At 46.3% G+C, this 12,555-nt stretch carries 12 protein-coding genes, 1 pseudogene and 1 riboswitch; of the genes and pseudogenes, 11 read left to right on the forward strand and 2 right to left on the reverse strand.

The annotated features are described in order from the left end of the window. The first annotated feature begins 300 nt into the window (after nucleotides 1–300). Nucleotides 301–490: riboswitch (cyclic di-AMP (ydaO/yuaA leader) on the forward strand. 190 nt (nucleotides 491–680) lie between these two features. From MKY19_RS02660 to MKY19_RS02680, 5 genes are all read left to right on the forward strand, one after another. Continuing rightward, the gene (locus MKY19_RS02660; RefSeq protein WP_076285918.1) at nucleotides 681–1,097 is read left to right on the forward strand and encodes a hypothetical protein; all 417 of its coding nucleotides are present in this window, start codon (nucleotides 681–683) and stop codon (nucleotides 1,095–1,097) included. Nucleotides 1,098–1,313: 216 nt separating this feature from the next. Beyond that, on the forward strand, nucleotides 1,314–2,990 hold the full coding sequence (gene kdpA, locus MKY19_RS02665; RefSeq protein WP_339268513.1) for a potassium-transporting ATPase subunit KdpA: 1,677 nt from the start codon (nucleotides 1,314–1,316) through the stop codon (nucleotides 2,988–2,990). Nucleotides 2,991–3,006: 16 nt separating this feature from the next. Next, nucleotides 3,007–5,040 carry a potassium-transporting ATPase subunit KdpB gene (kdpB, locus tag MKY19_RS02670; RefSeq protein WP_339800087.1) on the forward strand — a complete coding sequence of 678 codons (2,034 nt, stop codon included), beginning with the start codon at nucleotides 3,007–3,009 and terminating at the stop codon, nucleotides 5,038–5,040. Nucleotides 5,041–5,095: 55 nt separating this feature from the next. Further along, nucleotides 5,096–5,704: a potassium-transporting ATPase subunit KdpC gene (gene kdpC, locus MKY19_RS02675; protein ID WP_076300181.1), complete on the forward strand. Its 609-nt coding sequence runs from the start codon at nucleotides 5,096–5,098 to the stop codon at nucleotides 5,702–5,704. A gap of 102 nt (nucleotides 5,705–5,806) precedes the next feature. After that, the gene (locus tag MKY19_RS02680; protein WP_339800090.1) at nucleotides 5,807–8,131 is read left to right on the forward strand and encodes a histidine kinase; all 2,325 of its coding nucleotides are present in this window, start codon (nucleotides 5,807–5,809) and stop codon (nucleotides 8,129–8,131) included. A gap of 202 nt (nucleotides 8,132–8,333) precedes the next feature. Here the strand turns inward: MKY19_RS02680 and MKY19_RS02685 are convergent, their stop codons facing one another. Both MKY19_RS02685 and ytxJ read right to left on the reverse strand, forming a co-directional pair. Further along, nucleotides 8,334–8,573, reverse strand: coding sequence for a glutaredoxin family protein (locus tag MKY19_RS02685; protein WP_042184561.1), 240 nt, complete (start codon nucleotides 8,571–8,573; stop codon nucleotides 8,334–8,336). Next, nucleotides 8,570–8,896, reverse strand: a complete 327-nt coding sequence (ytxJ, locus tag MKY19_RS02690; RefSeq protein WP_042123836.1) for a bacillithiol system redox-active protein YtxJ — start codon at nucleotides 8,894–8,896, stop codon at nucleotides 8,570–8,572. The genes MKY19_RS02685 and ytxJ overlap by 4 nt, the downstream gene beginning before the upstream one ends. A gap of 227 nt (nucleotides 8,897–9,123) precedes the next feature. Here ytxJ and MKY19_RS02695 point away from each other — a divergent pair, with 227 nt between their 5' ends. The 6 genes and pseudogenes from MKY19_RS02695 (at nucleotide 9,124) to sigJ (ending at nucleotide 12,520) form a co-directional block, all read left to right on the forward strand. Beyond that, nucleotides 9,124–9,846, forward strand: a complete 723-nt coding sequence (locus MKY19_RS02695) for an SDR family NAD(P)-dependent oxidoreductase (RefSeq protein ID WP_339268519.1) — start codon at nucleotides 9,124–9,126, stop codon at nucleotides 9,844–9,846. A 42-nt stretch (nucleotides 9,847–9,888) separates the two neighbouring features. Next, nucleotides 9,889–10,524, forward strand: coding sequence for a ThuA domain-containing protein (locus MKY19_RS02700; protein ID WP_339800095.1), 636 nt, complete (start codon nucleotides 9,889–9,891; stop codon nucleotides 10,522–10,524). Nucleotides 10,525–10,671: 147 nt separating this feature from the next. After that, nucleotides 10,672–11,064, forward strand: coding sequence for a MerR family transcriptional regulator (locus tag MKY19_RS02705; RefSeq protein ID WP_076285912.1), 393 nt, complete (start codon nucleotides 10,672–10,674; stop codon nucleotides 11,062–11,064). A gap of 38 nt (nucleotides 11,065–11,102) precedes the next feature. Continuing rightward, nucleotides 11,103–11,429 (forward strand): thioredoxin domain-containing protein, encoded by a 327-nt coding sequence (locus tag MKY19_RS02710; protein WP_339800098.1) that lies wholly within the window; start codon nucleotides 11,103–11,105, stop codon nucleotides 11,427–11,429. 18 nt (nucleotides 11,430–11,447) lie between these two features. Next, nucleotides 11,448–11,543, forward strand: a pseudogene (locus MKY19_RS02715) (L-2-haloalkanoic acid dehalogenase); the annotation flags it as partial. A 101-nt stretch (nucleotides 11,544–11,644) separates the two neighbouring features. Beyond that, nucleotides 11,645–12,520, forward strand: coding sequence for an RNA polymerase sigma factor SigJ (gene sigJ / locus MKY19_RS02720; RefSeq protein ID WP_339800101.1), 876 nt, complete (start codon nucleotides 11,645–11,647; stop codon nucleotides 12,518–12,520). Nucleotides 12,521–12,555 lie beyond the last annotated feature (35 nt).

Consider the following 12,555-nt stretch of genomic DNA (forward strand, 5'->3'; position numbering starts at 1 on the left):
AATAGGTATTTATTGCGAGTTATCGGGCTTCTTCCTCGCTTAATCTCGACTTCTTGTTTTCTTACCTATAAAGGCGTTTTTTTAAGATTTCTACATTTGTGGTGAATAAAATCACATGGTATGCCCGCTTTTCGCTAATGGATTAAAACTCGAGTAAACAAGAGATATAGAGAGATTGGATATCAAGTAAGCGCTATCCGATACGAAAATAGTTTTTAATTTGCATTATTTTGGCATCAATCAGGTTTTACAATTCTTCCTGCATAAGGGTATGATTACTCCTGTTTCAACAACAATCGAATATTTGATCCGCTTAATTTCCGTTAAGGAAAGCGGGGGAACCAACAATCGGCAGACGATGTGAGAGTCGGAAGCCGGTTATGGGGTGAATCCTGTAGAAGATGCGAGTGAGCTCGCATCTATACAGGTAGGGCGACTCTCACCGCCCGAATCCGACAGCTAACCTCGTAAGCGTATGGAGAGAGGATGAGTGCAATGTGACCGCTAGCGAGCCACAGAGGAGAATCCTTTGTGGCTTTTTGCTGTGCTTTTTTAAGCAAAGCATTTATGGAAAACCTCACGAAGAGGTCGTTATATTCATCATTAGCGGTAGCTTTTCTTTCAAGATCAGGGTGATCAAGCTCTGATCTTACAAGCAAAGCATTTGAGGAGAATAAGAGATGACAGATCAGAATGAATATGTACTGGTATGTGCGCCAACGAAGGCAGGCGAACATTTTATTAAGCTTCTAAAATTCAGAGGCATTAAGATGGCCGGATTGACCAACAACTTGCCTGAGAAGGCCCTACTCGAAGAGATGGGGATTGAACAAGTCGTTCTAGTTGATACCCGCCATCAGAATACTTGGTTTCGCCCGCCGTTCCCGGTAGGACGGGTATATCTGTTCGAGAGCAGCTTTACGTTATGCTGCCGCTACATTCAGATGTGCCGCACTTGGACGACACAGCCGATTTTTGTAATCACAAGCTCAATAAATCCTAGATTGGTCTATAAAAGACTTGGTGCAAGTTATGTAATCTATTCTCATAGTGGTGATGCTGATTTTCTAATCGATAAATCACCTCATCAAGGATAAAAGAAGGAGTGCGGGAGATATGATGGATCTGTATATGGTGGCTTCGTTAGCTGTAATTTACGGGTTGTTTTATGGATTTATGCGCTGGTGCGCAGGTGTAGTTGAGGATACAGGGAGGGATAAGTTGTGATTCTAGTAATCGCTGTTACCCTACTGTTGTTTGTATATCTGGTTTACGCATTGATTCATCCGGAGAAATTTTAAGGAGGGGCATTCATGGGCATTTTGCAAATAGTTGCTGTAATCGTAATTCTTATCTTGCTGGTTAAGCCGATGGGCACGTATTTATATTATGTATTTTCTAATGAACCGAACCGTACGGATCGATGGTTTGGAGGCATGGAAAAAGGGATTTATAAGCTGATCGGCCTGAAAAAACGGGACGGAATGTCTTGGAAGAAGTATGCGCTCAGCTTTGTGTTAACAAATATCGTATTGGTTACTTTCAGTTACATTGTTCTTAGATTGCAGCGGGGATTGCCGTTAAACCCGAATGGAATTACGGATATGGAACAGACGCTTTCATTCAATACAGTGATCAGCTTTATGACCAATACGAACCTGCAGCATTATAGCGGGGAGACGGGGCTTTCGTATTTTTCACAAATGGCTGTCATCACGATGATGATGTTCACATCTGCAGCGAGCGGATTTTCTGTTGCGGTTGCCTTTGTCAGAGGAATCACGGGACGGAAATCAGTCGGGAACTTCTTCGAGGATTTCGTCAAAGCACATATTCGTGTGTTCATTCCGCTAGCTTTGTTAGTTTCATTGGTGCTGGTAGGACTACATGTGCCACAAACGCTCAAGCCATCACTTGAAGTCACTACACTAGAGGGCCAAACACAACAAATTGCTATCGGTCCAGTAGCTTCTTTGGAATCGATCAAACATCTGGGCACGAATGGTGGCGGCTTCTTCGGGGCCAATTCATCGCATCCTTTTGAGAACCCTAATCCACTTACGAACGTGCTAGAGATTCTCTCTATGTGGATGCTGCCAGCTTCGCTCCCTTATATGTACGGATTGTTTGCCAAGAACAAACGTCAGGGCTGGGTAATTTTTACCGCAATGATGACCTTGTTTGTTCTGCTGTTAAGCCTAAACTTCTATGCTGAATCGAAAGGCAATCCGGCGATCAATGCACTAGGAATTGAATCTTCACAAGGTAGTATGGAAGGTAAAGAGGTGCGCTTCGGCATACCGCAGTCTTCCTTGTTTACTTCAGTAACAACCGCAGCTACGACAGGTAGTGTTAACAATATGCATGATACGCTGACGCCGCTGGGAGGTATTACGCCTCTTGCACTGATGATGCTCAACAATGTCTTCGGTGGTAAAGGTGTCGGACTGATCAATATGCTGATGTATGCGATTCTGGGTGTCTTCCTGTGCGGTCTCATGGTCGGCAGGACACCGGAGTTCCTCGGACGGAAAATAGAGGCCAAGGAGATGAAGCTGATTGCCATAGCGATCCTTGTGCATCCGTTCATTATCCTTGTGCCAACCGCAGCTGCGTTCCTGACCGATTTGGGGCAAGGGGCGATTACGAACACTGGATTCCATGGACTCAGCCAAGTGTTATATGAATATGTCTCTTCTGCCGCGAACAATGGTTCAGGATTTGAAGGGCTTGCAGACAATACAACTTTTTGGAATGTCACAACCGGGATTGTCATGTTGCTAGGTCGTTATGTCTCTATCATTGCAATGCTGGCGGTAGCAGGTTCTCTGCTTAAGAAGAAGCCGGTTCCTGAGACGATTGGCACGTTCCGCACAGACAATGGACTGTTTACGGGAATTCTGATTGGTACAGTAGTGATTATCGGTGCGTTGACGTTCCTGCCGGTCATTGTACTCGGCCCCATTGCAGAATATCTAACCTTACGGTAGGAAGAGGGAGAATAAGATGAGTACTGTAAAAAGAAAAAAGTTGCTGACGGGACCCATACTCCTTAGCGCTGTAAAGGATAGTTTTATAAAGCTTAACCCAGTAACGCTAATCAAAAATCCCGTCATGTTCGTGGTAGAGGTCGGTACGATCATTGTCCTCCTCATGGTGCTGGCTCCTGGATATTTTAATGCAGAGCAATCGATAGGCTTCAATATCACAGTGTTGTTCATTCTGCTATTTACAGTGCTGTTTGCGAACTTCGCTGAAGCACTGGCGGAAGGCCGGGGTAAAGCCCAAGCCGATTCGCTCAAAAAAACAAAACAAGATATCACAGCTAACAAACTGGTTGGAGGAGCGGTGAAGACAGTCTCTTCCTCCGAGCTGCGTAAAGGAGATATCGTCATCGTCAGTCAGGGAGAACTCATCCCTGGTGACGGTGAAGTGATTGAAGGGCTGGCTTCCGTAGATGAATCAGCGATTACAGGTGAATCCGCACCTGTAATCAAGGAGGCTGGTGGGGACTTTGGCTCCGTTACAGGCGGTACACGGGTCGTCAGTGATGAGATTAAAGTCAGAATTACAAGTGATCCTGGTGAGTCGTTTCTAGATCGAATGATCTCCCTTGTTGAAGGGGCGAAACGTCAGAAGACACCGAATGAAATCGCACTAAATACGCTTTTGATCAGTCTGACGCTGATTTTCCTGATTGTAGTAGTGACCTTGCGGCCGATTGCAACTTATCTAGGCGTTGATCTTGATATTCCGGTTATGATCGCCTTGTTGGTCTGTCTGATTCCGACAACAATCGGGGGGCTACTCTCCGCAATCGGAATAGCGGGTATGGACCGGGTGACCCAGTTTAATGTACTCGCCATGTCGGGCAAGGCAGTTGAGGCTGCCGGCGATATTAATACGATGATCCTAGATAAGACCGGTACGATTACCTTCGGGAACCGGATGGCGAGTGAATTTGTTCCTGTCGGAAATGAAACGGAAGCTGAGCTTACAGCGTGGGCGGCCATCAGTTCCCTAAAGGATGAGACGCCTGAGGGACGTTCTGTAATTGAGCTGGCCAAGAAGCTGGAACGCAGCTATGACAGCAAGCTTGCTGAAGGTGGCGAATTCGTAGAGTTTAAGGCCGAAACACGGATGAGTGGTATTGACCTGCAAGATGGATGCTGCGTACGCAAAGGTGCGGTAGACTCCGTGAAGAAATGGGTACAGTCGAAAGGCGGTGTCATTCCCGCGAACCTCGACAGTAATTCTGATGCCATCGCCCGGATGGGGGGGACCCCGTTAGCGGTTGCGGTAGACAATCGGATCTATGGACTTATTTACTTGAAGGATACCGTAAAGCCAGGCATGAAAGAGCGGTTTGATGAGCTGCGGAAAATGGGGATTAAGACCATCATGTGTACGGGTGACAATCCGCTGACCGCAGCTACGATTGCCCGTGAAGCGGGGGTAGATGATTTCATCGCGGAAAGTACACCTGAGGATAAAATAGCAGTCATTCGCCGCGAACAGAACGAGGGTAAGCTGGTTGCGATGACTGGGGATGGTACAAATGATGCCCCTGCCCTTGCCCAAGCTGATGTGGGCTTAGCCATGAATAGCGGCACTACAGCTGCTAAGGAAGCAGCAAATATGGTCGATTTGGACTCTGACCCTTCGAAGATTATTGAGGTCGTGGCGATTGGTAAACAGCTGCTGATGACGCGGGGTGCGTTAACAACCTTTAGTATCGCGAATGATATCGCGAAGTATTTCGCCATTATTCCGGCGATGTTCATGCTCGCTATTCCTGAAATGGAAGCCCTGAATGTAATGGGACTAGGCTCGCCAAGCTCGGCTATAATATCCGCCTTAATATTTAATGCGATTATTATTCCGCTGCTCATCCCACTGGCTATGAAGGGTGTGTCGTATAAAGCAATGAGCTCTACGAAGCTGCTTGGACGCAATATATTTATCTATGGGCTAGGCGGAGTGGTAGTTCCTTTTGCGGGCATCAAGCTCATTGATATGATCGTAAGTGTATGGATTTAACGACGTGTTGACTAATTATTGAAAGGGTGAGAGCATCGTGAATAACGGAAACTCCATGGAGGACACTGAAGAGCAGTTATCATCATCGAAAGGTGCTTATTTCTTTATTATTGTGCGACTAAGTTTAGTATTTATTGTTCTCTGCGGAGTGATCTATCCTCTGACAACTACAGCGCTTGCCCAGGTTCTAATGCCGTCGCAAGCGAACGGCAGCTTGCTTAAGAATGATGCTGGAGTAGTTGTAGGCTCGGAACTCATTGGGCAGAACTTTACGAACCCAGGACTATTTCATGGTCGTGTGTCTAGTATTGAGTATAAAGCAGAAGCCTCAGGGTCCAATAACTACGCTCCATCCAATCCGGATATGCTGCAGCGGACAAAGGATTTCATTACGCAGTGGAAGCTCGATAATCCGGATGTGCCCGTGAACAAATTGCCAGTTGATTTGGTCACCAACTCGGGTTCGGGGCTTGATCCGCATATCACACCAGCTTCAGCAATGGTGCAGATTCCTCGGATTAGCAATTTAACCGGTATTCCTGCATCGCAGCTGGAAGAGCTCGTAAATAAGCATACCGAGGGTCGTGACTTAGGGTTGTTTGGTGAAGAACGGGTCAATGTGTTGAAGCTGAACATGGATCTACTGAAACTAGCGAACAAATAAATATAGTAAATATCCCTGCCAGATTACTAGAATCGGGCAGGGATATCTTGCTTTCGGAAACAGAAGGGTACATGCATGATCGGTTATTAAGGAGTGGTCTTGATGGGAACATACCGGAGGAAGACGCCGGAGGAGCTGCTGCTCTCTATCTATGAGCTGCATCGGGGACGTCTGAAGATCTATATCGGTCCGGTCAGTGGGTCGGGCAAAACGTATCAGATGCTGCGTGAGGGCCAGGCACTAAAAGCGCAGGGAATCGATGTTGTGATCTGTGCGGTTTCGACGAATCAGAGTCCAGAAACTAAGGATCAGCTGGGCGATTTGGAACGGATACCAAGTATTCATTGGTTTCAGAAAGATATAGAGAAGAAGGATCTTGATGTAGAAGCTATTGTGGCACGTAATCCAGAAGTTGTGCTAACCGATGGCTTGGCCCACCAGAATCGCGAGGGTGCGGAGAGATCTGGAAGACTGGACGATATCAAATACTTATTGAGCAATGGGATTAGTGTCATCACAACTGTAAATGTATACGAACTAGAAGGTGCTGCGGATCTGGCACGGAAATGGACCGGGATTGAGGTAGAGCATTCTCTTCCCGCCGAGGTGCTTACCCTTGCCGATGATATCGTTCTAATTGATGTGACCCCTGAAAAAATACTTCAGCGCCTGTCCGATGGCCATTTAGGTAAACGCCAGCAGAGATCGCTTTTTAATAAGGGTAATTTAAGCAAGCTGCGGGAGCTGGCACTTCGAATGGTCGCTGAGGATGTTAATGACTCGCTGGAGAAACACCGGGAAGAACAAGGGCTGCAGGGAGCTTCGGGGATCGCAGAAAAGGTGTTGGTATCTGCGCAGTATTATTGGAATGGCTCGATCCATATCCGACGTGGACAGCAGATTGCCAAGCGGTTAAATGGGGATCTGTCAGTGGTGTCATTCTGGAAGCAGGGTCTCACCCTTTCTAAGGAAGCAGCTACCTTTAAGCGTTCCCTCTGGAAGCTGACCGAGAAGATTGGTGCCTCTATGGAGGAGATCACCTTTCGCTCGAAGCGGGAGATCCCACATCTGTTGGTAAAATACGCGATCGAACATAATATTACCCGGATCGTTATGGGACATTCCAAGCAGACCGCTTGGCAGGAATTATGGAAAGGCTCAATCGCTAATTCGTTACTGAAGCAAATCCGAGGTGTGGATGTGTTCTTCGTAGCGGATCGCGCAGATCGCGAAGGAGAACGTGTACTTCCAACCCGGCAGAGTCGTAATGAACGGAAAGCGGATGCCTATCACAGGTTAAGCAGTCAGGAAGTAAAGGATAAAATCGATGCGATTCGCGGAGGAACCTTTAAGGTATATATTGGGGCTGCTCCCGGTGTGGGCAAGACTTACAAGATGCTGCGTGAAGGGAACGATCTCTTAAAGAGAGGGATCGATGTCGTGATAGGGCTCCTGGAGACACATGGCCGCAAAGAAACCCTTGAACAAATCGGCGATTTGGAGACCCTTCCGCGTCTACGTATGGAGTACCGCGGGACTATCCTTGAGGAGATGGATACGGCAGCAATTATTAAGCGTAATCCAGAAGTCGTGCTAGTGGATGAACTCGCTCATACCAATATGCCAGGCAGCAAACATAAGAAGCGGTATATGGATGTTATGGAACTGCTGGATGCGGGAATATCTGTGATTTCTACCGTGAATGTGCAGCATTTAGAAAGTCTGAATGACGCCGTAGAGCAAATTACAGGAGTTAGAGTGAGGGAGACTTTTCCGGACAGCATTCTACAGCGGGCAAATGAGGTAGAGCTTATCGATGTATCACCCAAGACGCTTCAAGAGCGAATGAAGGATGGAAAAATATATGCCATGGCCAAGGTGGATCAGGCGCTGGGGGCTTTTTTCAAAATCGGAAATTTAATAGCCCTACGGGAGCTGGCATTGCGGGAAATTGCTGATGATGTTGATGAAAGGCTAGAATCTTGGGAACGTGTTGGTTCGTTACGGGGACCTTGGCGGCGTCAGGAAGTAATATATGTGTGTATCACCTTGGGGGATCATGCGGAGCGTTTAATTCGGCGTGGTTTTCGGATTGCATATCGTCTAAAAGCTTGCTGGTATGTTACGTATGTGCAGGAATTTAAACAAAATGGACCCGTATATGATAAACGTATAAATGATTTAAAGGAATTGACGGAACGACTGGGTGGAACGTTCAGGATGATTCCTAACGTGCTCCCTGCCCGAGTGGCGTCCTTGCTGCTTGAAAGATCTCAAGCTCTGCAGAGCACTCAGATTATTATCGGTCAATCACAACGCTCATGGCTGCGAAAAAGTATTCGCGGCGATGTTACCAAGCAGATTCTGCGTTCTGCCAGAAACGTGGATGTGCTGGTCGTGGCAGATCTCATACGTGAGGAAGCATAGACTATGACTAACAAGTAAAAACGCCTTCGGCGTCCCTAAAGGACGGTAAGCGTTTATGCGAGAAATATAAGGATAATGTATAGCGTGAAAATTATAGATTCTTATATTTTGAAAAAAAGGTATCCACAAGCCGATTGGCTATGAGGATACCCTTTTTTGCAGCTATGAATTACATCATGTACTGAATAGTTTAATGGCTTAATTATTGGGCAGCTTCGATGAGTGCTTTGAGCGCAGGAAGATTAAATCCCTTGATCGCTTGATCCCCTGCTACGGTGACAGGAACGCCCATGAAACCAAGCTTCTCAACTTCCTCTTGATAGACTGTGCTGGTCATAACATCTCTTACTTCAAAAGGGACACCCTGCTCCGTAAGATAATTTTTAACCAAATTACAGTCACTGCACCCTGCGGTTGAATAGACAATCACTGGCTCACTCATTGGTTCACAGCCTCTTTGATAGCATCTCTTGTAATTTTCCAGTGGGAAGTGTTCCAGCGAACCTCATTGTCCTCAAGCAGAAAGAGTTGTGGAGATTCATGTTTGATGCCAAAATCCTCAGCAATTTGATTGGAAACGGGACGATCCTCGATGACTAAGACCACTGCAGCGGCAGTATCCGCATCCTTCAGATAAGCCTGAAACTCTTCATTAGCTTTAGCACTAATCGGGCAGGTCGTGCTGTGTTTGAACAGCAGCTTCTTGCCAGGCTTAGCTACATATTGCTCAAGATCCTCCAGCGTATGGAGTTGTTGAATAGACATAGATATCACCCTCCTGGGATCGTTATTTTGCTAACAATTGTGTTGTTAACAACCTGTAATCATGATTGTAACATATATCAAAATTAAAACAAAAAGGATTCTGAAAGGCTTGCACAAGAGGCGATATACCTGAAACCAATCGCGTTGAAAAAAAGAGTACAGCATGCTAAGGTGAAAAGAAGCAACATGCCTAACCATATCGCTACGAGATAGGAGTGTTCAGAAGAATGAAGAGAGTTGCATGTGTAACTGGAGCTGATCGGGGGCTCGGACTGTCGCTTGTGCGTTCGTTGCTGGCCAAACAGTTCTCAGTATTTGCAGGACAGTTTTTAAAAGAATCGGAAGATTTGAAAGCGCTTAAAGAGCGATATCCTGAACAGTTGGAGCTTATCCCCCTAGATATCAGCAATAAAGATAGTGTAAAGCAGGCTGCAAGAGTAATAGCCAGTAAAACTGGATATGTCGATATGATTATTAATAATGCAGGTATTATTCGTTCTGCTGATAATGCTACTGTGCTGGTGGAGCTGGATGATGAAGGCATGGCAGAAATATATAATGTAAATACGCTTGGCGCGTTAAGAGTCAGCAATGCACTGATGGGACTATTACTACAAAGTGAGGATAAATTAATCGTCAATATTTCATCAGAGGCAGGCAGTATTGCCCGAAATAAGCGTATCAACATGTATGGCTATTGTATGTCGAAGGCAGCACTGAATATGCAGTCCTCCTTGATGCATAATCATCTGAAAACGCTTGGCGGTCAAGTAATGGTGTTCCATCCTGGCTGGCTGCAGACTTATATGCATGGTAAGAAGGATGAGCAAGCGGAAATGACTCCTGAACAGTCCGCGGAGCAGATTATCGACCTTGTTCTGGATTATAAAAAATATATGGGCGAGGAACCGGCCTATCTGGATACGGATGGCAGCTCATGGCCGTGGTAGAACGGATATTTCAAAATAGATAAGAAGAAAGGCGCTGATAACATGTCTACACTAAAAGCACTCGCACTCGGAAGCTACTCGGAGGTTAAATATCACCCCTTTGCTGGCGTGGACCGGGAGATCGAACAAATCCTTGCGAATGACTTACAGGTTTTCTCTTCAGAGGATTATGCACTTCTCAATAAAGAAACGTTGTCTGACTATAAGCTGGTAATCTCCTACACTGAATTTTCTGATGACAAAATCCCCGCGGATCAAAGTGGTGCTTTGCTATCTTATGTGGCTGGCGGGGGCGGACTACTAGTGGTACATAACGGAATTTCCTTACAGCGCAATCAGGAGCTTGGCGCTATGCTAGGCGCACATTTCACCCATCATCCAGAGTATACTTCGCTGCAGATGTCCATACCCGCACGAGAGCATCCCATTATGCAGGGAATTGAAGAATTTGTAATTGAGGATGAGCCGTATTATTTTGAGATGCATCCTTATTTCGAAACAACGGTGCTCGCTGAATATTCTCATGAGGGAGCTATGCGCCAAGCGGCTTGGTGTCACGAATTTGGCTTGGGACGGGTTGTTTATTTAATGCCAGGGCATCATTTACCATCATTCTCAGTAGAACCATTCCGCGAAATGATTCGTAGAGGTGGGCTTTGGGCAGCAGGATTATTGTAGAATATAAGCGGCGGATATACTTGTTGTAAGATTATAAATGAGTCCAACTGTGGGATAACTACGGTTGGATTTTTTTGTTGACTCTTACATTGATGTCAGGGTTTATACTGGTGTAGAACAATTCTCATGAACCCCGGGGAGATTGCTATGAAAATAGGTGAGCTTGCTAAACTGACGGGCGTAAGCGTCCGTTCAATTCGTTATTATGAGAGTCAGGGATTAATTTCGCCGATCCGTCAGGCCAACGGATATCGGGAGTACTCTCCGCTCGCTGTGGAGACGGTAGAAACGATAAAATTATATTTGAACCTGGGTCTGTCCACAGAGCAGATCGCGGGCTTTCTACATTGTGTTTTGAAGAACAAAGAAGCTTTCTGCGCAGAAGTGATGCCACTATACCGTAGCAAGCTTGAGGATATTGAACGTCAGCTTGTAGAACTGAATCAGATCAAACGCAATTTGGAAGAAAGAATGGCCTCTATCTTGCAAGAGCAGAACGAGAGTAGTTTAGAGGCATGTACACTGGAGAGTTTGGAGTAGGTACTGCTGGGGTTGAAAACTATGAGGAGGAATGACAAATGGCTATTACAAATGCAGATAGCACTGATTGGGTACGAGCAGAGATTCGCGGTGGTGGAACGGTTTTGGTAGATTACGGTGCGCCATGGTGTCCCCCTTGCAAGGTGCTGTTGCCTCTTTTGGAAGATCTTCATCAGGAATATGGAGACGATGTCTCTATTGTGAAGGTGAATTGTGACGAATTGCCGGATCTGGCTGGGGAAGCTGGTGTTATGGGGATGCCTACAGTCATTGTATATAAAGATGGGCAGCCAATGGAAAAGTTGGTTGGCTTACGTCCGATAGCAGCCTACCAAGGGATACTGAACAAGGTTATTCTAGCATAGGGAATTGGAATTTAGTTGTATTTTGATGCTATATTAATCTCAAGCTGAGAAGGCATTAAGAAGCCTCATCCGGATATTTTCCTACGTGCACTAAATAGGCTAGACATGAAGCCCTAGGAGAGCGTCTACATTGTTGATCATCCGCTGAACGATGTAGACGCCGCGGTGAGCCGTGACGGTATGAAAGGCACAGCTTTGGAAGGAGTCTAGCACGTATGGATTTTCAGATCGCATATACCAACTATCACTCTCTGCTGAGGGCAATCGCTTACCGTATGACCGGCTCTATAGCAGATGCAGAGGACCTCGTTCAAGACGTATTCATCGAGTACAGCAAGCTACAAACAATAGATATCACCCATCCGAAAGCTTACTTAATCCGTATGACAACAAATCGTTGCATCAACTATATGCAATCCGCCCGTATAAGGAGAGAGCAATATGTCGGCACATGGCTGCCGGAGCCGCTCGTCAGCTTTACGAATGGAGGCGGCGATAATCCTGCTGATCTTTTCGATCACGATGAAAATGTATCCTACGCCCTGCTCGTCATGCTGGAACATTTATCGGCTGTTGAGAGAGCTGTCTTCATCTTGCGCCAATCCTTCGCTTTCGAATATAGCGAAATTGCTGATGTATTAGGAAAATCAGAAGCCAACTGTCGAAAAATATTTAGCCGCGCTAATGATAAGCTGCATCAACAATCGCCAGTTCTGCCAAACAACACGGCTCAGGCAACACCTCTTGCGACAGCATTCCTCGCAGCTGCTCGAGGCGGCAACGTCGATGCGCTTGTCAGCCTGCTGACCGAGGATGCGCTGCTTACGTCGGACGGCGGCGGTAAAGTTCGCGCAGCGATCTTCACTATTACGGGCAGAGATCGTGTTCAAGCTTTCATTGGAGGCGTCATTACGAAGGGCTTCCTCGGAGATTCGCAAAGGATGGTGCTACTTAACGGCCAGCTGGGCATCGTCATCTATCGGGATGGCCGGCCGCTTAAGACAATCAGCTTCCAGCTTGATGCGGCCGGGGAGCGGATCGAGCATATTTATATCGTACTCAATCCCGATAAATTACAACGAATGGGGTAACCTGTCACAAACGGAGCTTTTGCATTGTCTTATTA

The organism is Paenibacillus sp. FSL R5-0744, assembly GCF_037972555.1.
Taxonomy (GTDB): domain Bacteria; phylum Bacillota; class Bacilli; order Paenibacillales; family Paenibacillaceae; genus Paenibacillus_AQ.